This is a genomic window from Enterobacter cloacae complex sp. SHL012 (genome assembly GCF_049237505.1).
Classification (GTDB): Bacteria; Pseudomonadota; Gammaproteobacteria; order Enterobacterales; family Enterobacteriaceae; genus Enterobacter; species Enterobacter kobei.
Map to the genome: position 1 here is coordinate 205756 of NZ_JBMKIZ010000006.1, position 23644 is coordinate 229399.

21 protein-coding genes are annotated in these 23644 nt (G+C 53.6%); 4 read left to right on the forward strand and 17 right to left on the reverse strand.

From position 1 onward, the window contains the following. Nucleotides 1–247: 247 nt before the first annotated feature. The 15 genes from glmS to asnC form a co-directional block, all read right to left on the reverse strand. Nucleotides 248–2077, reverse strand: a complete 1830-nt coding sequence (glmS, locus tag ACOTY9_RS18890) for a glutamine--fructose-6-phosphate transaminase (isomerizing) (RefSeq protein WP_014881886.1) — start codon at nucleotides 2075–2077, stop codon at nucleotides 248–250. Nucleotides 2078–2301: 224 nt separating this feature from the next. Then, nucleotides 2302–3672 (reverse strand): bifunctional UDP-N-acetylglucosamine diphosphorylase/glucosamine-1-phosphate N-acetyltransferase GlmU, encoded by a 1371-nt coding sequence (gene glmU, locus ACOTY9_RS18895; protein WP_045134506.1) that lies wholly within the window; start codon nucleotides 3670–3672, stop codon nucleotides 2302–2304. Nucleotides 3673–3810: 138 nt separating this feature from the next. Next, nucleotides 3811–4230 (reverse strand): F0F1 ATP synthase subunit epsilon, encoded by a 420-nt coding sequence (locus ACOTY9_RS18900; RefSeq protein ID WP_006177560.1) that lies wholly within the window; start codon nucleotides 4228–4230, stop codon nucleotides 3811–3813. Between the two features lie 20 nt (nucleotides 4231–4250). Next, complete coding sequence (gene atpD / locus ACOTY9_RS18905; RefSeq protein ID WP_003862362.1) at nucleotides 4251–5633, reverse strand: F0F1 ATP synthase subunit beta; 1383 nt, start codon at nucleotides 5631–5633, stop codon at nucleotides 4251–4253. A 31-nt stretch (nucleotides 5634–5664) separates the two neighbouring features. Further along, nucleotides 5665–6528 carry a F0F1 ATP synthase subunit gamma gene (gene atpG / locus ACOTY9_RS18910; protein ID WP_014881884.1) on the reverse strand — a complete coding sequence of 288 codons (864 nt, stop codon included), beginning with the start codon at nucleotides 6526–6528 and terminating at the stop codon, nucleotides 5665–5667. 51 nt (nucleotides 6529–6579) lie between these two features. Further along, nucleotides 6580–8121, reverse strand: coding sequence for a F0F1 ATP synthase subunit alpha (gene atpA / locus ACOTY9_RS18915; RefSeq protein WP_003862367.1), 1542 nt, complete (start codon nucleotides 8119–8121; stop codon nucleotides 6580–6582). A gap of 12 nt (nucleotides 8122–8133) precedes the next feature. Continuing rightward, nucleotides 8134–8667, reverse strand: coding sequence for a F0F1 ATP synthase subunit delta (gene atpH, locus ACOTY9_RS18920; protein ID WP_008500192.1), 534 nt, complete (start codon nucleotides 8665–8667; stop codon nucleotides 8134–8136). A 14-nt stretch (nucleotides 8668–8681) separates the two neighbouring features. Further along, complete coding sequence (atpF, locus tag ACOTY9_RS18925; protein WP_003862370.1) at nucleotides 8682–9152, reverse strand: F0F1 ATP synthase subunit B; 471 nt, start codon at nucleotides 9150–9152, stop codon at nucleotides 8682–8684. Nucleotides 9153–9200: 48 nt separating this feature from the next. Then, complete coding sequence (gene atpE / locus ACOTY9_RS18930; protein WP_000429386.1) at nucleotides 9201–9440, reverse strand: F0F1 ATP synthase subunit C; 240 nt, start codon at nucleotides 9438–9440, stop codon at nucleotides 9201–9203. A gap of 49 nt (nucleotides 9441–9489) precedes the next feature. Next, nucleotides 9490–10305, reverse strand: a complete 816-nt coding sequence (gene atpB / locus ACOTY9_RS18935) for a F0F1 ATP synthase subunit A (protein ID WP_014881883.1) — start codon at nucleotides 10303–10305, stop codon at nucleotides 9490–9492. Between the two features lie 8 nt (nucleotides 10306–10313). Next, a complete protein-coding gene (atpI, locus tag ACOTY9_RS18940) occupies nucleotides 10314–10694 on the reverse strand; it encodes a F0F1 ATP synthase subunit I (protein ID WP_008500194.1) in 381 nt (126 codons plus the stop codon). 616 nt (nucleotides 10695–11310) lie between these two features. Beyond that, entirely contained in the window at nucleotides 11311–11937 is a 627-nt protein-coding gene (gene rsmG / locus ACOTY9_RS18945) for a 16S rRNA (guanine(527)-N(7))-methyltransferase RsmG (protein WP_014881881.1), read from the reverse strand. A 107-nt stretch (nucleotides 11938–12044) separates the two neighbouring features. Continuing rightward, a complete protein-coding gene (gene mnmG, locus ACOTY9_RS18950) occupies nucleotides 12045–13934 on the reverse strand; it encodes a tRNA uridine-5-carboxymethylaminomethyl(34) synthesis enzyme MnmG (protein ID WP_176260961.1) in 1890 nt (629 codons plus the stop codon). A 374-nt stretch (nucleotides 13935–14308) separates the two neighbouring features. Further along, entirely contained in the window at nucleotides 14309–14758 is a 450-nt protein-coding gene (gene mioC, locus ACOTY9_RS18955) for an FMN-binding protein MioC (RefSeq protein ID WP_023331654.1), read from the reverse strand. Between the two features lie 90 nt (nucleotides 14759–14848). Next, a complete protein-coding gene (gene asnC / locus ACOTY9_RS18960) occupies nucleotides 14849–15307 on the reverse strand; it encodes a transcriptional regulator AsnC (protein ID WP_014881879.1) in 459 nt (152 codons plus the stop codon). 151 nt (nucleotides 15308–15458) lie between these two features. Here asnC and asnA point away from each other — a divergent pair, with 151 nt between their 5' ends. Further along, nucleotides 15459–16451: an aspartate--ammonia ligase gene (asnA, locus tag ACOTY9_RS18965; protein WP_348566038.1), complete on the forward strand. Its 993-nt coding sequence runs from the start codon at nucleotides 15459–15461 to the stop codon at nucleotides 16449–16451. Here asnA and viaA read toward each other — a convergent pair whose 3' ends face one another. Both viaA and ravA read right to left on the reverse strand, forming a co-directional pair. Beyond that, entirely contained in the window at nucleotides 16452–17903 is a 1452-nt protein-coding gene (viaA, locus tag ACOTY9_RS18970) for an ATPase RavA stimulator ViaA (protein WP_348566039.1), read from the reverse strand. Next, a complete protein-coding gene (gene ravA / locus ACOTY9_RS18975) occupies nucleotides 17897–19393 on the reverse strand; it encodes an ATPase RavA (RefSeq protein ID WP_320729435.1) in 1497 nt (498 codons plus the stop codon). Before ravA ends, viaA begins: the two co-directional genes overlap by 7 nt. Nucleotides 19394–19615: 222 nt before the next feature. Here ravA and kup point away from each other — a divergent pair, with 222 nt between their 5' ends. The 3 genes from kup to rbsA all read left to right on the forward strand — a co-directional run bounded on the left by kup (nucleotide 19616) and on the right by rbsA (nucleotide 23643). Then, nucleotides 19616–21484 carry a low affinity potassium transporter Kup gene (kup, locus tag ACOTY9_RS18980; RefSeq protein ID WP_014881875.1) on the forward strand — a complete coding sequence of 623 codons (1869 nt, stop codon included), beginning with the start codon at nucleotides 19616–19618 and terminating at the stop codon, nucleotides 21482–21484. Between the two features lie 226 nt (nucleotides 21485–21710). Then, nucleotides 21711–22130 carry a D-ribose pyranase gene (gene rbsD / locus ACOTY9_RS18985; protein WP_014881874.1) on the forward strand — a complete coding sequence of 140 codons (420 nt, stop codon included), beginning with the start codon at nucleotides 21711–21713 and terminating at the stop codon, nucleotides 22128–22130. A gap of 7 nt (nucleotides 22131–22137) precedes the next feature. Further along, nucleotides 22138–23643 carry a ribose ABC transporter ATP-binding protein RbsA gene (gene rbsA / locus ACOTY9_RS18990; protein WP_023336493.1) on the forward strand — a complete coding sequence of 502 codons (1506 nt, stop codon included), beginning with the start codon at nucleotides 22138–22140 and terminating at the stop codon, nucleotides 23641–23643. Nucleotide 23644 lies beyond the last annotated feature (1 nt).

A 23644-nucleotide genomic window follows, 5' to 3' on the forward strand; every position in this document is an offset into this window, starting at 1 on the left:
TCTTTAAAATAAAAAATAACAAGAAGAAATATTATTCTATTATTCTCGCCTGCCGAATATGGAATAGTTCAGGATGAAGTGAGGTCTTAATGTAATATTATATTTAAAAAAACAGGATTAATTCTACCAGGATTTATATATCTCTATTATTCCAGAATTATATTTTCAGAGTAAATTTATATTTACCGATCAAAAAATAGCCCCGCAATCATAGATTTATGGGGCTATTTCACTTCAATATATAAAATTATTCAACCGTGACCGATTTCGCCAGGTTACGCGGCTGGTCAACGTCAGTGCCTTTGATCAGCGCCACGTGATAAGCCAACAGCTGCAGCGGAACAGTGTAGAAGATCGGTGCAATCACCTCTTCGACATGCGGCATTTCGATGATATGCATATTGTCGCTGCTGGCAAAACCGGCATCTTTATCAGCGAAGACGTACAGGACACCGCCGCGGGCGCGCACTTCTTCGATGTTGGATTTCAGTTTTTCCAGCAGTTCGTTGTTTGGTGCCACAACGATGACCGGCATATCCGCATCAATCAGCGCCAGAGGGCCGTGTTTCAGCTCGCCTGCCGCATAAGCTTCAGCGTGAATGTAGGAGATCTCTTTCAGCTTCAGCGCGCCTTCCAGCGCGATCGGATACTGATCGCCACGGCCCAGGAACAGGGCGTGATGTTTGTCAGAGAAATCCTCCGCCAGCGCTTCAATGCGTTTGTCCTGAGACAGCATCTGCTCAATACGGCTCGGCAGCGCCTGCAGCCCGTGAACGATGTCGTGCTCAACGGAAGCATCTTCGCCTTTCAGACGCGCCAGCTTCGCCACCAGCATCAGCAGAACCGTCAACTGAGTGGTAAACGCTTTAGTAGAAGCGACGCCAATTTCGGTGCCCGCTTTGGTCATCAGCGCCAGATCGGACTCGCGCACCAGTGAAGAACCTGGAACGTTACAGATGGCCAGAGAGCCCAGGTAACCCAGCTCTTTAGAAAGACGCAGCGCTGCCAGGGTATCTGCCGTTTCACCGGACTGAGACAAGGTGATCATCAGGCTGTTGCGACGCACAGCGGATTTGCGATAGCGGAATTCAGACGCGATTTCCACGTCGCACGGCACACCCGCCAGGGATTCAAACCAGTAGCGAGAGACCATACCGGAGTTGTAGGAGGTGCCACAGGCGACGATCTGAATATGCTCAACCTTGCCGAGCAGTTCATTGGCATTGGCACCCAGTTCGCTCAGATCCACCTCGCCGTGGCTAATGCGCCCGGTTAGGGTGTTTTTGATCGCGTTTGGCTGCTCGTAAATCTCTTTCTGCATGTAATGACGGTACGCACCTTTATCGCCCGCATCGTACTGCAGATTCGATTCGATCTCCTGACGCTTAACCTGCTCGCCTTTGGTATCGAAGACGGTCACGCTGCGGCGAGTCACTTCCGCGATATCTCCCTCTTCCAGGAAGATAAAGCGGCGGGTCACCGGCAGAAGTGCCAGCTGATCGGAGGCGATGAAGTTTTCCCCCATCCCCAGACCGATAACCATTGGGCTACCGGAACGCGCGGCCAGCAGCGTGGACGGGTCGCGGGAATCCATGATTACCGTACCGTACGCACCGCGCAGCTGAGGAATAGCGCGCAGTACCGCTTCACGGAGCGTGCCGCCCTGTGCCAGCTCCCAGTGCACCAGGTGAGCAATCACTTCGGTGTCAGTTTCAGAGACAAAGGTATAACCGCGCGCTTTCAGTTCTTCGCGCAGGGGTTCGTGGTTTTCGATAATGCCGTTATGGACGACCACGATGTGTTCAGACACATGCGGGTGAGCGTTACCTTCGGATGGTTCACCGTGCGTCGCCCAGCGGGTGTGCGCAATACCCGTCCCGCCGTGCAGCGGATGTTCTTCCGCAGCCTGGGCCAGCATCTGCACTTTACCCAGGCGGCGCAGACGGGTCATATGACCTTCTGCATCTACGACAGCCAGACCGGCAGAGTCGTAACCACGGTATTCCAGACGACGTAAACCTTCGAGAAGGATTTCAGCAATATCACGCTGCGCAACTGCGCCAACAATTCCACACATATTTTAGATTCCGAATTTAGGCATGATGCCTGCGTTGTCGCTGACCTGTATTTGCCCTTTCCGGGCACCCCGAGCCTTGTAGAGAGTGGGGTTATAGTTATGGGTACTGCTTGTGGGGGGAGATATATATTTATCTCCTCACCCGGGTTTGCCTGATGACGGCTACGCCTTATCAGGCCTACTCAATGGTAGGGCGGGTAAGCGTAGCGCCACCCGCCTTGTTGTTACTTCTTCTTCACCGGGCGTTTCCAGCCCTGCTTGTGCACCTGCGGCACGCGGCTTAACACTAACTCGTTATCCGCCACGTCACGCGTCACGGTCGTCCCGGCGGCAATGGTCACGCCGTTACCTACGGTGACAGGCGCCACCAGCTGCGTGTCAGAACCCACGAACACGTCGTCGCCGATAATGGTTTTGAACTTGTTGGCACCGTCATAGTTACAGGTAATGGTTCCTGCACCAATATTCACGTTGTCGCCAATTTCTGCGTCACCCAGATAGGTCAGATGACCGGCTTTCGAGCCTTTCCCCAGACGCGCTTTTTTCATTTCCACGAAGTTGCCTACGTGAGCGCCTTCCAGCAGCTCAGCACCTGGACGCAGACGCGCAAACGGACCGATAGTACACGCCGCGTCCAGATGAGCATCTTCAACCACGCTGTACGGGCTAATTTCGCAGTCGTCACCGATGACGCTGTTTTTGATAACACAGCCGGCGCCAATTTTGACGCGGTTGCCAAGCTGAACGTTGCCTTCAAGGATAACGTTAGTATCAATCTCAACATCTCGCCCGTGCGACAAGGTCCCCCGCAGATCGAAACGCGCTGGATCGCGCAGCATTACGCCGGCCAGCAGCAGCTTTTCGGCCTGCTCAGACTGATAAATGCGCTCAAGACGAGAAAGCTGCAGACGGTTATTCACGCCGTCAGTTTCACTGATGCGCGCCGGATGAACGGCGGCAATTTCACGCCCTTCGTGGTACGCCATCGCAATGATATCGGTGATGTAGTACTCACCCTGCGCGTTGTTGTTATTGAGCTTCGACAGCCAGCGCTTCATATCTGCGCCATTGGCAATCAGGATACCGGTGTTGATCTCCTGAATCTGACGCTGTTCATCGCTGGCGTCTTTGTGTTCAACGATACCCGTTACGTGGCCGTTCTCACGCGTGATACGGCCATAGCCCGTTGGGTCGTCCAGCACGACGGTTAATAAACCGATGCCGCCCTGCGGTTTGGCTGCACGCAGGCGAGTCAGCGTCTCGACGGAGATCAGCGGGACGTCTCCGTAGAGCATCAGGATGTCTTCGTCATCGGCAAAGAAAGGGGCGGCCTGCTGCATTGCATGGCCAGTACCCAGCTGTTCAGCCTGGAGCACCCAGTTGAGCGCGTCATCGCTCAGCGCCTTTTTAAGCAGATCGCCACCGTGTCCATAAACCAGATGGACCTGACGGGCCCCCAGTTCATTCGCTGCATCAATGACATGCTGCACCATTGGCTTTCCTGCCAGACGGTGAAGCACTTTAGGCAGATCGGAATACATGCGGGTACCTTTGCCAGCGGCAAGGATCACCACGCTCATCGCACTGTTTGACATACGCATCCTGACGGTAATTTAAGTGAGAAGTAAAAACGTTTGATGCTTAAAATTCTACATCTTTTTCATCATGAATTAAGGCACAAAAAAAAAGCCAGCCTGGTATACAGACTGGCTTTTGAGCTTTTCAAGCCGGTGTTACATCGCTTTTTTGGTCAACTCGATAACGCGCAGTTTCGCGATCGCTTTGGCCAGCTCCGCAGACGCCTGAGCGTAATCCACGTCACCATGAGAGCTGCTAATGTGCTCTTCAGCCTTACGCTTCGATTCCAGGGCTCGTGCTTCGTCGAGATCCTGGCCACGAATAGCGGTATCGGCCAGAACGGTCACACTGCCTGGCTGCACTTCAAGAATGCCGCCGGACAGATAGATAAACTCTTCATGACCGAACTGTTTAACGATGCGGATCATACCAGGCTTAATGGCGGTGAGCAGCGGTGCGTGACCCGGGAAAATACCCAGTTCACCTTCACTACCCGTTACCTGGATTTTCTCGACCAGACCAGAGAACATTTGTTGCTCTGCGCTGACGACATCCAGGTGGTAAGTCATTGCCATATCACCCTCCGATTAAGGCGTTAAAGTTTTTTGGCTTTTTCCACTGCTTCTTCGATGGAACCAACCATGTAGAACGCCTGCTCTGGCAGGTGATCGTATTCGCCTTCCATGATGCCTTTAAAGCCACGGATGGTGTCTTTCAGGGAAACGTATTTACCCGGAGAACCGGTGAATACTTCCGCAACGAAGAACGGCTGGGACAGGAAGCGCTGGATCTTACGCGCACGTGCTACCACCAGTTTGTCTTCTTCAGACAGCTCATCCATACCCAGGATGGCGATGATGTCTTTCAGTTCCTGGTAACGCTGCAGCAGGGACTGTACGCCACGCGCGGTGTCGTAGTGTTCCTGACCCACAACCAGTGGATCCAGCTGACGGCTGGTGGAGTCCAGCGGGTCAACGGCCGGGTAGATACCCAGAGACGCGATCTGACGGCTCAGTACCACGGTTGCATCTAAGTGCGCAAAGGTGGTGGCTGGTGATGGGTCAGTCAAGTCATCCGCAGGTACGTATACCGCCTGAACGGAGGTGATAGAACCGGTTTTGGTAGAGGTGATACGTTCCTGAAGAACACCCATCTCTTCCGCCAGCGTAGGCTGATAACCTACCGCTGAAGGCATACGACCCAGCAGTGCAGATACTTCAGTACCGGCCAGGGTGTAACGATAGATGTTATCAACGAACAGCAGAACGTCACGGCCTTCGTCACGGAACTTCTCAGCCATCGTCAGACCAGTCAGCGCAACGCGCAGACGGTTTCCTGGTGGCTCGTTCATCTGGCCGTAAACCAGGGATACTTTGTCCAGAACGTTAGAGTCGGTCATTTCGTGGTAGAAGTCGTTACCCTCACGAGTACGTTCACCTACGCCCGCAAACACAGAGTAACCGGAGTGCTCGATCGCGATGTTACGGATCAGCTCCATCATGTTTACGGTTTTACCTACACCCGCACCACCGAACAGACCAACTTTACCGCCCTTCGCAAACGGACACATCAGGTCGATAACTTTGATGCCGGTTTCCAGCAGTTCCTGAGAGCTTGACAGCTCTTCGTAGGAAGGTGCCGCGCGGTGGATAGCCCAACGCTCTTCTTCACCGATGTCGCCTTTCATGTCGATTGGCTGACCCAATACGTTCATGATACGACCCAGTGTTGCTTTACCTACAGGCACTTCGATCGGGTGCTCAAGGTCTTTCACTTCCAGACCACGACGCAGACCGTCGGAAGAACCCATCGCGATGGTACGCACGATACCGCCGCCGAGCTGCTGCTGAACTTCCAGCACCAGGCTCTCGTTACCATTCTGTACCTCAAGCGCGTCGTACACGCGTGGTACGGCGTCCTGAGGGAACTCGACGTCCACCACGGCGCCGATTACCTGGACAATCTTTCCAGTAGCCATCTTGAATCCTCTACGTAATTCGTAAACCTGGTTAAACCGCGGCGGCCCCCGAGACAATCTCGGTGAGTTCCTGAGTAATGCTGGCCTGACGAGCTTTGTTGTAAACCAACTGCAGCTCTTTAATCAGGCTGCCGCCATTATCGGTCGCGGCTTTCATCGCCACCATTCGTGCGGCCTGCTCGCTGGCCAGGTTTTCTACAACGCCCTGATAAACCTGAGATTCAACGTAACGACGCAGCAGGGTATCCAGCAGCGGTTTCGGATCGGGTTCATACAGGTAATCCCAGGCTTTCTGCTTCAACTCGTCATCTTCTGATGCCGGTAAAGGCAGCATCTGAGTGATCGTAGGCACCTGAGACATGGTGTTAATAAATTTGTTGCTGACAACGTACAGTCTGTCCAGACGGCCTTCATCATAGGCCTGCAACATCACTTTAACCGGGCCGATCAGTTCGGACAGGGACGGGTTATCACCCATACCGGTCACCTGAGCGACAATGTTGCCACCAACGGAGTTAAAGAAAGAGACGCCTTTAGAGCCAATCAGTGCCAGATCGCACTGAACGCCTTTATCGGACCAGCCTTTCATATCCGCCAGCAGTTTTTTGAACAGGTTAATGTTCAAGCCGCCACACAGACCACGGTCAGTCGACACCACCAGGTAGCCCACGCGCTTAACGTCGCGTTCTTCCAGGTAAGGGTGCTTGTATTCCAGATTACCGTTTGCAAGGTGACCAATCACTTTGCGCATGGTCTCTGCATAAGGACGGCTGGCCGCCATGCGATCCTGCGATTTACGCATTTTGGAAGCGGCGACCATCTCCATCGCTTTAGTGATCTTTTGCGTGTTCTGGACGCTTGCGATCTTACTACGTATCTCTTTTGCGCCGGCCATGAGCTTCTCCTCAATGCCAGGCGGCTTGTCCTGAGACAAGCCGCCGGACGATTACCAGGATTGGGTTGCTTTGAAGGAATCGAGGATAGCTTTCAGCTTGCCTTCGATTTCGTCGTTATAGCCACCGGTCTGGTTGATCTCTTGCATCAGCGGAGCGTGATCACGGTCGACGTAAGCCAGCAGAGCGGCTTCGAAGCTACCGATTTTCGCCAGTTCCACATCTTCGAGGTAACCGCGTTCAGCCGCGAACAGTACCAGGCCCTGCTGAGCAACAGACATTGGTGCGTACTGTTTCTGCTTCAGCAGCTCGGTCACTTTCTGACCGTGGCTCAGCTGTTTACGGGTTGCTTCGTCCAGATCGGATGCGAACTGAGAGAACGCAGCCAGTTCACGATACTGTGCCAGCGCGGTACGGATACCACCGGACAGTTTCTTGATGATCTTGGTCTGAGCAGCACCACCAACACGGGATACGGAGATACCCGGGTTAACCGCCGGACGAATACCGGAGTTAAACAGGTTGGTTTCCAGGAAGATCTGACCATCGGTAATGGAGATTACGTTGGTCGGAACGAACGCAGAAACGTCACCCGCCTGGGTTTCAATGATCGGCAGTGCGGTCAGAGAGCCCGTTTTACCCTTCACTTCACCTTTGGTGAAGTTCTCGACGTATTCCGCGTTAACGCGGGAAGCACGCTCCAGCAGACGAGAGTGGAGGTAGAATACGTCGCCCGGGAATGCTTCACGTCCTGGTGGACGACGGAGCAGCAGGGAAACCTGACGATAAGCAACAGCCTGTTTAGACAGGTCATCGTATACGATCAGTGCATCTTCACCGCGGTCACGGAAGTATTCGCCCATTGCGCAACCCGCGTATGGCGCCAGGTATTGCAGTGCAGCAGATTCAGAAGCGGTAGCCACAACCACGATGGTGTTAGACAGCGCGCCGTGCTCTTCCAGTTTACGAACCACGTTAGAAATGGTGGACGCTTTCTGGCCGATGGCCACGTACACACATTTGATGCCGGAGTCACGCTGGTTGATGATGGCGTCGATTGCCATCGCGGTTTTACCGGTCTGACGGTCACCGATGATCAGTTCACGCTGACCACGACCGATTGGGATCATGGCGTCAACAGACTTATAGCCTGTCTGAACAGGCTGATCGACGGACTGACGATCGATAACGCCTGGTGCGATAACTTCGATTGGAGAGAAGCCATCGTGCTCAACCGGACCTTTACCGTCGATTGGCGCACCCAGGGTGTTAACAACGCGGCCCAGCAGGCCACGGCCAACCGGCACTTCCAGAATACGGCCAGTACACTTAACCTTCATGCCTTCGGCGAGGTCAGCGTATGGACCCATCACAACCGCACCTACGGAGTCGCGCTCCAGGTTCAGTGCGATAGCGTAACGGTTACCCGGCAGGGAAATCATCTCACCCTGCATACAATCGGCCAGGCCGTGGATGCGGATAACACCGTCACTTACAGAAACAATAGTACCTTCATTGTGAGCTTCGCTCACAACATTGAACTGAGCAATGCGCTGCTTGATCAGTTCGCTGATTTCGGTGGAATTCAGTTGCATGCTCCAGTCCCCTTAAGACTGCAAGACGTCTGCAAGGCGTTCAAGACGGCCGCGTACGCTGCCATCAATGACCATATCACCCGAGCGGATGATTACGCCTGCCATTACAGACTTATCGATTTTGCAATTCAGCTTAACTTTGCGTGACAGACGTTTTTCCATCGCGGCGGTGATTTTCGCAAGCTGTTCATCACTCAGTTCAGTCGCTGAAGTCACTTCGACTTCAGCTGTTGCTTCACTAAGGGCACGTAAGTGCTCAAACTGCTCGAGAACATCCGGGAGCACACGGAGACGACCATTTTCTGCCATCACCTTAATCAGGTTCTGGCCGTTGGCATCCAGTTGCTCTCCGCACACGGCGATAAACGACGCGGCGAGAGTTTCAGGCGCTAACGCACCGGAAAGCAACTCGGCCATTTGTTCGTTTTTCGTCACCTCAGCGGCAAACGCCAGCATATTCTGCCAGCGATCGACATTTTGGTGTTCGATAGCAAAGTCAAAAGCTGCTTTGGCGTAGGGGCGAGCTACCGTAACAAATTCAGACATCAGCCCCTCCCTCCTTACAGTTCAGCGACAAGTTTGTCCACGATGTCGCTGTTAGCAGCTTCATCCACGGAACGTTCGATGATCTTCTCGGCGCCAGCAACAGCCAGAATCGCAACCTGCTTACGCAGTTCTTCACGAGCACGTTTACGCTCAGCTTCAATTTCAGCCTGAGCCTGTGTCACGATCTTAGTACGTTCCTGTTCTGCTTCAGCTTTGGCTTCATCCAGGATCTGCGAACGGCGTTTGTTAGCCTGTTCGATGATGACCTGAGCTTCCGCTTTCGCTTTTTTCAGCTGGTCTGTCGCGTTGGCCTGTGCAAGGTCCAAATCTTTCTTAGCGCGTTCTGCAGAAGCCAGACCGTCAGCAATTTCTTTCTGACGTTTTTCGATGGCAGCCATTAAAGGCGGCCATACATACTTCATGCAGAACCAGACAAAGAGAATAAACGCGATGGCCTGGCCGAGGATTGTTGCGTTCATGTTCACAGCACAATACCTCTTAAATTTCTGTGGCTTGGGGTTTTAAAACAACTACTACGCGACAGCAAACATCACGTACAGACCCAGACCTACAGCGATCATTGGGATAGCATCCACCAGACCCATAACGATAAAGAACTGAGTACGCAGCAGAGGAATCAGATCAGGTTGACGCGCTGCGCCTTCCAGGAATTTGCCCCCGAGGATGCCGATACCGATCGCAGCACCGATAGCCGCCAGACCCATCATCACAGCGGCAGCCATGTACAGCAGATCCATATTCAGGTTTTCCATGACAGTCTCCAGTTTGTTTCAATTAAAACGTAGTAGTGTTGGTAAAAAATCAGTGCTCTTCAGACGCCATCGACAGATAGACGATCGTCAGAACCATGAAGATAAAGGCTTGCAGCGTAATGATCAGGATGTGGAAAATGGCCCATGGCACATTCAGAATCCACTGTGACCACCACGGCAGAAGACCCGCGATCAGAATGAAAATCAGCTCACCCGCATACATGTTGCCGAACAGTCGCAGACCCAGTGAAACAGGTTTGGACAGCAGGCTAACGCCTTCCAGGATCAGGTTGACCGGAATAAACGCCCAGTGGTTGAACGGCTGCAAGGTAAGCTCTTTCACAAAGCCGCTTACGCCTTTCATTTTGATGCTGTAGAAAAGAATCAGGATAAACACGCCCAGCGCCATCGACAAAGTGATGTTCACGTCCGCAGACGGTACAACACGCAGCGCAGGCAGGCCGAAGATGTGCTCGCCGATGAACGGCAGCAGGTCAATTGGCAGCAGGTCCATCAGGTTCATCAGGAAGACCCAAACGAACACGGTCAAGGCCAGCGGAGCAATCAGCTTGCTCTTACCATGGTACATGTCTTTCACGCTGCCATGGACGAAGCCGATGATCATTTCAACGAATGTCTGGAATTTCCCTGGAACACCGCTGGTCGCCTTTTTAGCAACGCTGCGGAACATGGCCAGGAACAGAAGACCCAATACCACCGAGAAGAACATGGAGTCGATGTTGATCGTCCAGAAGGTGGCCGGGGGGTTATGCGGATCCACCAGCGAGAATGTACGCAGGTCCAGCTGAAGGTTATTCAGATGGTGACCTATGTAATCCTGCGGCGTCATATTTTCTGAAGCCATGATGCCTTTTACCCTTTGTTATTGATTACAGCTGGAGCCAGAACTTGTACCACCAGCACCAAAACCCACGTTGCTATCAGCGGCATGAAGACCACTTTCAAAACCGCCAGCGCCATCACCAGTAGAGCAAAGGTCAGCAACACCTTACACACTTCGCCAAGAGCGAAGGACCAGGCCACGCGGCCTTTGGCGGGTGTATGCGCCTGATGACGCCAGGCAAAAATCATAAACAACACGTTTGGCAGCACAACTGCCAAACCCCCGCACACGGCGGAGATGCCCCAGAAGGGGTCTTTGAGGCTAAACAGCAGTCCACTTGCTATCACAGCCAGAAACTGAATGAACAGAAGCTTACGAGCAACGTTTCTACTCAAGAGCGACACAGACATCACGTTTTTACTCCTGCTCCCTTCGAGGTATGCCGCGTGTCGTATAAAACGTCCTTTAAGGCTCAGAGTCAAGCATCAAAAAGCGGACAAATTATACGGTGCGTACCCGTGATTTCAAACATTAAGTAGCGAAAAGGTGAATAAATGTTTAAATATTTTTCCCCACCGCTATTTTTCAACTTTCGCTGAAAGCATCGACCTTCGAGCAAAACTGCAAACAGCGCGAAAACGTTGACTACAAAGCGTGCACGAGATCACAAAACACACATTTGCGATAAGGTTGTATTTATCAAAGCCGTAAATCGCACAGGAGTATCTTTCTGAAATCAAAGATAAAATATCGCAACTATTTTCAAAACAGCCCCGTACACAATAAAAACCTTTTATTGACATTCTTAATAAATAATTAACATCGCACTCTGATTACAGTCTTCCACTTTTAGCAGACTGATATTTTCATAGTTGACTATCTTCACGGTGAATAATAGGCGCAACGTTAACCATAAGAAAAACCATGGTAAAAAAGAGGTTAAATGCTAACGGGTAAATCCATGTGAGTTGTGCTGTTTTTTAACATCACCAGAACAGCACAAATTCCACATTTTTTATTAATTTTTTAAAAATTGTTTGGCTTAATTATCACCAGATGACGTTCACCGTCGAGCTGAGGAATGTTTAATTTCTCGATGGATTCAACGGCAAAACCGTCCGGAAGCTGTTCAATTTCATCACCCGGCAGTTGCCCTTTCAGCGCATAGAAACGCCCTTTCTCTTCTGCGGGCAAATGTTTACACCAGCTCACCATGTCATTGAGTGAAGCAAAGGCGCGGCTGATAACACCGTCAAACGGCGGTTCTGCCGGAAACGCCTCTACCCTGCTTTGAACGGGCGTGATGTTCTCAAGCTTCAGCTCATGCTGAACCTGTCGTAAAAAGCGCACGCGCTTACCGAGGCTGTCCAGCAGCGTGAAATGACTTTCCGGCCGGACAATCGACAGCGGAACCCCTGGCAGACCGGGCCCCGTGCCAACGTCGATAAAACGCTCACCCTTCAGATACGGTGCCACAACGATGCTATCGAGAATATGGCGTACCAGCATCTCGTTGGGGTCGCGTACCGACGTCAGGTTGTACGCTTTGTTCCATTTGTTCAGCATATCGACATAGGCCACCAGCTGGTTTTTCTGGTGATCGGTGAGCGAAATACCTGCCTGATCCAGCAGACGAGAGAGTTTGTTGAGCACGGTGAATACCTGTTGGAAAACTTAGGTGGCGGGTGGCGCTTCGCTTACCCGCCCTACGGGTTCAGTAGGCCCGGTAAGCGCATCGCCACCGGGCAATGTTCTGGGCATTACGCGCTGCGGCGCAGCATACCCTGTTTCTTCAACCACACCAGCAGAATCGAAATCGCGGCGGGCGTAACGCCAGAGATACGTGATGCCTGGCCGATGGATACCGGTTTATGATCGTTCAGCTTAGCGATCACTTCGTTGGAAAGCCCCGTAACCTGACGGTAGTCCAGCATTTCCGGCAGCAACGTGTTTTCGTTACGCTGCTGTTTTTCAATCTCATCCTGTTGGCGCGCGATATAGCCTTCGTACTTCACCTGAATTTCGACCTGTTCAGCGGCTTCGGCATCTTCAAGACCCGGGGCGAACGCGGTGAGTTTCACCAGATTCTCATAGGTCACTTCCGGACGACGCAGCAGATCTTCACCGCTGGCTTCACGTGAGAGCGGCGCAGTTAAGTGAGCATTCACTTCGGCAGCGGTTTCCGCCTGTGGATTAACCCACGTGGTTTTCAGACGCTGACGTTCCTGTTCAATGCACTCCAGCTTCTCGTTAAAGCGTGCCCAGCGTTCGTCATCGACCAGACCCAGCTCGCGGCCCATTTCAGTCAGGCGCAGGTCGGCGTTATCTTCGCGCAGCATCAGGCGATATTCCGCACGAGAGGTAAACATACGGTACGGTTCTTTGGTGCCCAGGGTGCAGAGATCGTCAACCAGTACGCCCAGATAGGCCTGAGAACGCGCCGGGGCCCAGCCCTCTTTTTCGGCAGAGAAACGGGCAGCGTTCAGACCGGCCAGCAGACCCTGTGCAGCCGCTTCTTCGTAACCGGTGGTGCCGTTAATCTGGCCCGCGAAGAACAGACCGTGGATGAATTTGCTCTCCAGGGTTGGCTTCAGGTCACGCGGGTCGAAGAAATCGTACTCAATAGCGTAGCCAGGGCGAACGATTTTCGCATTCTCCATGCCCTGCATTGAGCGAACAATCTGCATCTGCACATCGAACGGCAGGCTGGTGGAGATACCGTTCGGATAAATTTCGTTTGAGGTTAGCCCTTCCGGCTCCAGGAAGATCTGGTGCTGGTTACGATCGGCAAAGCGCATCACTTTGTCTTCGATCGACGGGCAGTAACGCGGACCGATCCCTTCGATCACACCGGCGTACATTGGGCTGCGATCGAGGTTATTGCGGATCACGTCATGGGTTTTTTCGTTGGTATGCGTGATGTAGCACGGTACCTGCTGCGGATGTTGCGCCGCATTGCCCATGAACGAGAAGACCGGCATCGGGTTATCACCGTGCTGTTGCGCAAGCACGCTGAAATCAATGGTGCGCGCATCAATACGTGGCGGTGTGCCAGTCTTCAGGCGGCTTACGCGCAGTGGCAGTTCACGCAGACGACGAGAGAGCGGAATGGATGGCGGATCGCCTGCACGGCCACCGCTGTAGTTATCCAGACCAATATGAATTTTCCCGTCCAGGAAGGTGCCGACGGTCAGTACCACCGCTTTGGCGCGGAATTTAAGGCCCATCTGGGTCACAGCACCCACGACGCGATCGTTCTCAACGATAAGATCTTCTACCGCCTGCTGGAAGATCATCAGGTTTGGCTGGTTCTCCAGCGCGGTACGTACGGCCTGACGATAAAGCACGCGGTCTGCCTGTGCACGAGTGGCACGCACTGCCGGCCCTTTACTCGCGTTTAGTATCCTAAACTGGATGCCTGCATGATCGATCGCTTTCGCCATCAGGCCGCCAAGCGCATCCACTTCTTTTACCAGGTGTCCTTTCCCAATGCCGCCAATCGCCGGATTACAGGACATTTGTCCCAGCGTGTCGATATTGTGTGTCAAAAGCAGGGTCTGTTGACCCATACGCGCTGCGGCCATTGCGGCCTCAGTGCCTGCGTGACCCCCGCCAATGATGATGACGTCAAAAGGATCCTGATAAAACATGGTGGTCTGCCTCGCGTAAAGCGGTATGAAAATGGATTGAAGCCCGGGCCGTGGATTCTACTCAACTTTAGTCTTTCGAGAAAGCATTGGGATCCTGGGCTATTAAAAAGAAGATCTTTTTATTTAGAGATCTGTTCTATTGTGATCTCTTATTAGGATCGCGTACTTGTGTGGATAAGTCCGATCCGGCAAATAAGATCATGCAGTTAGGAAGGATCGTTTGCTGTGAATGATCGGTGATCCTGGACCGTATAAGCTGGGATCAGATCGCGACTTTATACACAGGCTAAAAACGATACAACAGTTGTTCTTTGGATAACTACGGGTTAATACGAGCTTTTAACCAGAGTTATCCACATCTGATCGCGCGATCTTTAATCGTTTTTGAGTAAATTTTTCCATTCACCCAACCAGATCTCGGCCGGATCCTCCGGAATATCATGATCGAGGATGTTGATCTTGAGTGTTTCACCCAGCTGTTTTGCTCCGCAAGAGGTGACAACAGCTTCGACTTTCTCTATTGCCCCGCAAAAGGTGTCATATTCACGACTGCCGATCCCCACAGCGCCAAAACGGACCTTTGAGAGGTCAGGCTGCTGTTCCTGCAGTTCGTCATATAAAGGTTGCAGGTTATCCGGCAGATCGCCCGCGCCATGCGTGGAGGTGATCAGCAGCCAGACCCCGTCAGTCGGGAGATCTTCAAGCAGCGGTCCGTGCAGGGTTTGTGTTGAAAAGCCCGCATCTTCCAGCTTCTCAGCCAGGTGTTCCGCTACATATTCCGCACCACCGAGGGTGCTGCCGCTGATAAGGGTAATGTCCGCCATTGATCGCTCGCTCAGATAAAGAGGGAGATATTGTACGCTGTGAACGAGATGGGATCTACCTGTGGAAAATGTGGGAATGAATTTGCCCGATCATGGGCGGATGGTACGCATGATCGGGTTTTGCAGGGAGATCAGTGTCTCGGTGGACTGAATTTCATCAATTGTTTGGATCTTGTTGATAAGTACCTGCTGGAGGGCATCGATGGATCGGCACATCACTTTTATAAAGATGCTGTAGTGCCCCGTGGTGTAGTACGCCTCGGTGACCTCATCCAGCGCATTGAGCCTGGCCAGGGCGGAAGGATAGTCTTTTGCGCTTTTAAGAATGATGCCGATAAAGCAGCAGACGTCGTAGCCCAGCTGCTTCGGGCTGACGTCAATGCGCGCGCCGGTAATGATCCCCGCCTGCTTCATTTTCTCTACGCGAACGTGAATGGTTCCCGGGCTGACACCAAACTGTTTCGCCAGTTCGGCGTAGGCGGTACGGGCATTGGCCATTAACGCCTCGAGGATGCCGCGGTCGAGATTGTCGATCTGATAATTTTCCATAGCTTTTTCTTATGAAGATTGATGATTCTTTCTATTCTAGCGTCATATTTTATCGATTCAAAAGTGAAGTCGGCTTTTTGTTGTTGAGTTATTGAATTAAGTGCCGGTTCTGTTGCTTAATCATTACCAACAGGACGCAGGAGTATAAATAATGAAAACCGCTTACATCGCAAAACAACGCCAGATCAGTTTCGTTAAATCCCATTTTTCCCGCCAGCTGGAAGAGAAGCTTGGGCTGATTGAGGTTCAGGCACCAATTCTGAGCCGGGTGGGCGACGGGACGCAGGATAACTTGTCTGGATGCGAAAAAGCGGTAGAGGTGAAAGTGAAAACACTGCCAGATGCCCAGTTCGAAGTGGTTCATTCCCTGGCGAAGTGGAAGCGTCAAACCCTGGGACAACACGACTTCAGCGCGGGCGAAGGGCTTTACACGCACATGAAAGCCCTTCGCCCCGATGAAGACCGCCTTTCACCTATTCACTCTGTTTACGTTGACCAGTGGGACTGGGAGCGCGTGATGGGTGATGGCGAGCGTCACCTTGGCACGCTGAAATCCACCGTTGAGGCGATCTACGCCGGGATCAAAGCGACTGAAGCGGCCGTGAGCAAAGAGTTTGGTCTGGCACCGTTCCTGCCGGAAACGATCCACTTTGTTCATAGCCAGGCACTGTTGAGCCGTTTCCCGGATCTTGATGCCAAAGGCCGTGAACGTGCGATCGCGAAAGAGTTGGGTGCAGTATTCCTGATCGGCATTGGCGGCAAACTCTCTGATGGCAAACGCCACGACGTCCGTGCGCCGGATTATGATGACTGGAGCACCGCGGGTGAGCACGACTATGCCGGGCTGAACGGCGATATCCTGGTCTGGAACCCGGTACTGGAAGATGCATTTGAGCTCTCCTCTATGGGGATCCGCGTGGATGCCGACGCGCTGAAACGCCAGCTGGCGGTGACCGGTGACGAAGATCGTCTCAAATTAGAGTGGCACCAGGCGTTGCTGCGCGGCGAAATGCCGCAGACCATCGGGGGAGGGATCGGCCAGTCCCGTCTGACCATGCTGCTGCTGCAACTGCCGCATATTGGTCAGGTACAGTGTGGCGTCTGGCCGCAGCAGGTGCGTGACAGCGTGGGATCTCTTCTTTAATTATCGCTGCCAGCGTCTGAGCAGGCGGCTACGCAACCCGGTATCAAAGCGCCAGATATGATCGAAGATGCGCATGATGCCGGGTTTTCCATGAGGGGACATCGCGACGGCGTGAAAACGGTGCTGATGCACCCGCTGTAACTCCTTCACTTTATTAACCACATCATCCGGCAGTCGCTGGGCTATAAAATCGGAAATGACGACCGCATCGGCGTCGTACCAGTCACCCCCCTGCATCCGCTCAACGATGCTGCGAAAGCAGCTGGCCAGGTCAGTGCCCCCGCGAAAACGCTGGCTTAAAAAACGGATTGCCTGCTCTATTCCCTGCTGGTTCGTCAGCTCATAACCCACGACTTCGCTGGAGAAGAGCATGATGAAGCAGCGACGGCGGTCGGCGAGCGCCACGCGCATCAGTGCCAGGCAAAACGCTTTTGCACACTGTTCGTTAAATCCGCCCATCGAACCGGACGTATCCACACAAACAATAAACGGCCCGCGCGGCTGTTCATCAAAATCCTGATGGATGACCGGACGCTGGCTAAGTTTCTCGCGCCATGCTTCGCCGTGCAGCCGGTAGGTAAGAAGCTGTTTTTCCACCAGCCGACGGTAGAACTCATACTCCAGCTCGGTCATTCCCAGCGTGCTCAGTTCGGTGGGCAGCAGGCGCAGAATGTCATCGCTCTGCTGGAGCCCGTCGACCTGTTCTGGCACGGTTGCCGGTTCACGCACCAGGGTGCGGAAGGTTTCCATCGGGGCATCCTTCTTTGGAACCGATTTTGCCTCCCTTGAGCGCCCCAGCTGTTCAGCAAGCTTCATCAATTCCGGCTGCTGCGCCAGAAAATCGCCGTATTTGACGATCAACTGGTAATCTCCGCGTTTGAGCTGACCGGCACTCATGTCCCAGAGACGTCCTGCGGCGTTTTCATTTTCCACCAGCACCTGCTCAAGCTGACCGCTTAAGGTCATGCGTTCCTGAACTTCACTGAGCAGCTGTTCACGTTCTTCATCCAGCAACTGCTGGTTTAACGTTGTGGCCTGAACCACCAGACTGAGGCGCCAGCGTTGTAAAAAGAGAGTATGCAGTGCGGGGGTAAAGGTGGCGTTATCCGTGACCAGCGCCCGGGCCTGGCTGGCAAACGGAGAGTGGACGTTATCGAGTACTGCCAGGGTTTGTGGGAGCTGGACGATAAACTGCGTCGTGGAGAGCCGTTGACACTGTTGATAGGCCGCGACTTCCTCCGTCAGTTCCGGCGGAACTTCAGTCTCTTTGAATCGCTGTCGCAGATTATCTCGCCAGCGCGGGAGATCGTCGGTCATCGCCTTTTTGAGCTTCGGGAATTTTTCAAAAAACGCCGCCAGCTGCGGCGACGCCAGAAGGGTAATCACCACCTCCTCGATCAACCCTTCCTCGCTGACCGCCAGCATCACGTTGAGCGTGTCCAGTGTTAGCATTGACGCGCCTGTTTGATCTGCGCGCTGACATCCTGCAGGCTGGATTCGATGCGACCTAACCAGTCGCTATGAATAAAGAGGCATTTTTGCTGTTCGCTAAAGCGGGTGTGCTGCTGGTGCCATTCGGTATCCAGGGCGTCCAGCTGCTGTTTGATCTCTTCCGGCACGCTGTCAGAAGCGGTGCCAGGAAGCGCAAGACGCGAGCCCTGCAGGCTGACGTCGCGGATCACCAGGTGCTGGCTGCTGTCTACTTCCATCGTGAGCGGCTGCGCGAAACCGATGCCGTTGAGTTTTCCGCGGATCTCACCGCCTTTGTCGAGCCACTGAGATAGCGCCTCGCGCTCAACCGTAATGTGTACCACCTGCATATCATGCAATTTGAGCGGCTGCTGGAGCAGCAGCGTTAGCGTCGTACCGGTCAGATCGGCGGGGAGCTCGTAATGCGGTTTGCGGGCGAACATACCGCCCAGACGATTGACTTTCAGCGCCGTTTTATCACTTTGCTGCTGTTGGAGCTGGATGCGGCGTTGAGTAATCGCCCCCAGCTGGTTGAGCATCGCCTGCTGCCCCCATGCGTGTCCGGTCATCAATACGTCCAGCTGCTGCTGCATCAGGTTCATGCCTTCTGCGTCGTGCCAGAGGCAGTCTTTCAGCAGGATCAGATCGATGGGCGCGACGGCATCACGACCGCTGAACAGGGCGCTCGCCTGGAGCAGACGAATCGCCTTTTTCCAGCGACGGTCCGAGACATACGGTGCGGAAGGAAGTAAATCAAGCTGCTGGCGCAGCATGAAGATCAGTTCAAAAACGGCATCGGGCAGTTTAATTTTGCCGATATCTTCCTGCCACTGGTGATACTCCTCGTCCGTCACCTGCAAAGAAGCCGCCACCGGGTTTTCGTTCTCATCCTGCTGGCTGACCAGCATAGAGCGGAAGTTTGACTTGTCCTGGACTTTATCGAGCCACAGGCGGATCAGCATACGGTCATACAGCGCTTCCAGGCTGCTGTCGGCTTCGGGCAGTTCGTTTGACGCGGCCACCAGCAGACGCATGGGGATTTTCTCTTCGCTGGCCCCGTTGCGAAACCGGCGTTCGTTAATCGCCGTGAGCAGGGTGTTCAGAATTGCCGGGCCTGCTTTCCAGATCTCATCGAGAAAGACAATTTCTGCTTCCGGAAGATAACCCGCCGTCAGACGCTCATAACGCCCCTCGTCTTTGAGGGCCTGAATAGAGAGCGGACCGAAAACCTCTTCGGGGGTGGAAAAGCGCGTCATGAGATATTCAAAGGCGCGAGCATTCTGAAAAGCGAACTTCAGGCGGCGTGCGATCAGGCTTTTGGCAATGCCCGGCGGACCCAGCAGAAACACGCTTTCACCGCTCAACGCTGCCAGTAAGCAAAGGCGAATGGCGTGGCTACGCTCGAAAAGGCCTTTCTCTAGCGCACTGCTGAGGCGGGAAATTCTTTCTGCTAATAAATGTGAGTGAGCCATAATAGTTTTGCATCCTTTCGCCGTCGTGGCGGCCAATTGAAGCGAGTATAGACGTTTCAGTCAGAGCTGGTAATAGGCTGAAGTGCGGCGCAATTTTCTTTGCGCTACATTAATGCGGTTGCATTTAGGGGTTCGATTTTGCAACGAATCGTGCATACTGTGCGCTTTTTGTGGGCCAAGGGACCGGGAACACATTTGTTATTTAAACGAAAAGACTAGTCTATGAGCACTGATAATAAGCAATCATTACCCGCAATAACGCTTGCTGCGATCGGGGTTGTCTACGGTGATATCGGTACCAGCCCACTTTATACGCTTCGTGAATGTCTGTCCGGCCAGTTTGGCTTTGGTGTTGAGCGTGATGCCGTGTTTGGCTTCTTGTCACTCATCTTCTGGCTGCTGATCCTGGTTGTTTCTGTTAAATATCTCTCCTTCGTTATGCGTGCAGATAACGCGGGCGAAGGCGGGATCCTGACCCTGATGTCCCTTGCCGGGCGCAACACCTCCGCCAGAATGACGTCCGTGCTGGTGATTATCGGCCTGATCGGCGGCAGTTTCTTCTACGGAGAGGTGGTTATCACACCCGCCATTTCGGTCCTCTCGGCGATAGAGGGCCTGGAGATTATTGCGCCACAGCTCGATACGTGGGTGGTTCCGCTGGCGATAATCGTATTAACGCTGCTGTTTGCGATCCAGAAGCACGGTACCGGGCTGGTGGGTAAACTGTTTGCGCCGATTATGCTGGCCTGGTTCCTGATCCTCGCGGCCCTCGGTTTGCGCAGCATTATTGCTAACCCTGAAGTGCTGCATGCCCTGAATCCTTACTGGGCCGTGCATTTCTTCCTCGAATATAAAGTTGTTTCCTTCGTGGCGCTTGGCGCGGTCGTGCTCTCCATCACTGGCGTTGAGGCGTTGTATGCCGATATGGGGCACTTCGGGAAACTGCCTATCCGCGTGGCATGGTTTATTGTGGTGCTGCCGTCGCTGGTGCTGAACTACTTCGGTCAGGGCGCGCTGCTGCTCAAGAACCCGGAAGCGATTAAGAACCCGTTCTTCCTGCTGGCGCCTGACTGGGCGCTGGTACCGATGCTGATTCTGGCGACGCTGGCGACCGTCATTGCTTCTCAGGCGGTGATTTCGGGGGTGTTCTCTCTGACGCGCCAGGCCGTGCGTCTGGGGTATCTCTCGCCAATGCGCATCATCCATACTTCAGAGATGGAGTCGGGTCAGATCTACATTCCGTTCGTTAACTGGCTGCTCTATTTCGCGGTTGTGATTGTTATCGTGAGCTTTGAGCACTCCAGTAACCTGGCGGCGGCGTACGGTATTGCGGTAACCGGTACGATGGTGCTGACATCGCTTCTTTCCACTACCGTGGCGTACCGAAACTGGCACTGGAATAAATTCCTTGTGGCAATGATTCTGGTGGGCTTCCTGTGCATCGACGTGCCGTTGTTCTCTGCTAACCTCGACAAGATTGTCTCCGGCGGCTGGCTGCCGCTGACGCTGGGTCTGGTGATGTTCATCGTGATGACCACGTGGAAGAGCGAGCGCTTCCGTCTGCTGCGTCGTATGCATGAGCACGGTAACTCTCTGGAGGCGATGATCGCTTCCCTGGAGAAATCCCCGCCGGTGCGCGTGCCGGGAACGGCGGTGTATATGTCTCGTGCCCTGAACGTCATCCCGTTCGCGCTGATGCATAACCTCAAGCACAACAAGGTTCTTCACGAGCGCGTGATCCTGCTGACGTTGCGTACCGAAGATGCGCCGTATGTTCACAACGTGCGTCGCGTGCAAATCGAGCAGCTGTCCCCGACATTCTGGCGCGTGGTGGCGAGTTACGGCTGGCGCGAAACGCCAAATGTGGAAGAGGTGTTCCACCGCTGCGGTCTTGAAGGGCTAAGCTGCCGGATGATGGAGACGTCGTTCTTTATGTCGCACGAGTCGCTGATTATCGGCAAGCGTCCCTGGTATCTGCGCCTGCGCGGTAAGCTTTATCTTATCCTGCAGCGTAACGCCCTGCGTGCGCCTGACCAGTTTGAGATCCCGCCTAACCGCGTGATTGAGCTGGGAACGCAGGTCGAGATTTAAGTCCTTCTGCGGGCTGATGCCCTCACCCCGACCCTCTCCCACAGGGAGAGGGCGCAAACATAAAAAACGGTAACCTGACGGTTACCGTTTTGCATTTACCTCCCCCTCTATTTCACTTAGCGAAACGTTTCGACGTTGATCACAAATCTGTTACGCCATGATGGTTTTCTGAACACTCTTGCGGCTACACTCTTTTTAGCGAAACGTTTCGCTAGTGGAGCAGAAAATGAAGAAAGGCACAGTTCTCAACTCAGAAATCTCATCGGTCATTTCCCGTCTTGGGCATACCGATACGCTGGTGGTTTGCGATGCAGGCTTACCGGTTCCGCGCAGCACAACCCGTATTGATATGGCGTTAACGCAGGGAGTTCCTTCGTTTATGCAGGTACTGGATGTGGTGACGTCGGAGATGCAGGTTGAGGCGGCCATTCTCGCGGCGGAAATCAAACAACATAATCCGCAACTCCACGAAACGTTGCTTAAGTTTATTGAGCAACTGCAGCAACACCAGGGAAACACCATAGAAATTCGTTACACAACGCACGAGCAGTTCAAACAACAAACCGCAGACAGTCAGGCGGTGATTCGCAGCGGGGAGTGTTCCCCGTATGCGAATATCATTCTCTGTGCTGGCGTCACCTTCTGAGGCCATCATGGACGCATTACTGCAACTCAAGGGGATCGATAAATCGTTCCCGGGCGTAAAAGCCCTCTCCGGTGCGGCGCTGAATGTCTACTCCGGTCGCGTGATGGCGCTGGTGGGCGAAAACGGTGCGGGCAAATCCACCATGATGAAAGTGCTGACCGGGATTTACCAACGTGATGCCGGTTCGCTGCTCTGGCTGGGTAAAGAGACCACCTTTAACGGCCCGAAATCTTCTCAGGAAGCGGGTATCGGTATCATCCACCAGGAGCTAAACCTGATCCCGCAGCTCACCATTGCGGAGAACATCTTCCTCGGCCGTGAGTTTGTGAACCGGTTTGGCAAAATCGACTGGAAAACCATGTACGCCGAAGCGGACAAGCTGCTCGCGAAGCTGAACCTGCGCTTTAAGAGCGACCGTCTGGTAGGCGAGCTCTCCATCGGCGATCAGCAGATGGTGGAAATCGCGAAGGTGCTGAGCTTTGAATCCAAAGTCATCATCATGGATGAGCCGACCGACGCTCTGACTGATACCGAAACCGAATCCCTGTTCCGCGTGATCCGCGAGCTGAAATCGCAGGGTCGTGGGATTGTCTATATTTCTCACCGCATGAAAGAGATCTTCGAGATTTGCGATGACGTCACCGTCTTCCGCGACGGGCAGTTTATTGCCGAGCGCGAAGTGGCGACGCTGACCGAAGATACGCTCATCGAAATGATGGTGGGACGTAAGCTGGAAGATCAGTATCCGCGTCTGGATAAAGCACCGGGTGAGATCCGCCTGAAGGTGGATAACCTCTGCGGTCCGGGCGTTCACGATGTGACCTTTACCCTGCGCCAGGGTGAGATCCTCGGTGTCGCGGGTCTGATGGGCGCGGGACGTACCGAACTGATGAAAGTGCTCTACGGCGCACTGCCGCGCACCAGCGGTTATGTCACCCTCGACGGTCATGAAGTGGTGACGCGCTCTCCGCAGGATGGCCTGGCGAACGGTATCGTCTATATCTCTGAAGACCGCAAGCGCGACGGTTTAGTGCTGGGCATGTCGGTAAAAGAGAACATGTCGCTTACCGCGCTGCGCTATTTCAGCCGCAGCGGCGGCAGCCTTAAGCATAAAGACGAGCAGCAGGCGGTCAGTGATTTTATCCGTCTCTTTAACGTCAAAACGCCGTCAATGGAGCAGGCGATTGGCCTGTTGTCCGGTGGTAATCAGCAGAAAGTGGCGATTGCCCGCGGGCTGATGACGCGCCCGAAAGTCTTGATCCTCGACGAGCCAACCCGCGGCGTAGACGTTGGCGCAAAGAAAGAGATCTATCAGCTGATTAACCAGTTCAAGGCCGACGGGCTGAGCATCATTCTGGTCTCTTCCGAGATGCCAGAAGTATTAGGCATGAGCGATCGCATTATCGTCATGCATGAAGGGCATCTCGGCGGTGAATTCACTCGCGAGCAGGCCACCCAGGAAGTTCTGATGGCTGCCGCTGTGGGCAAGCTTAATCGCGTGAATCAGGAGTAAG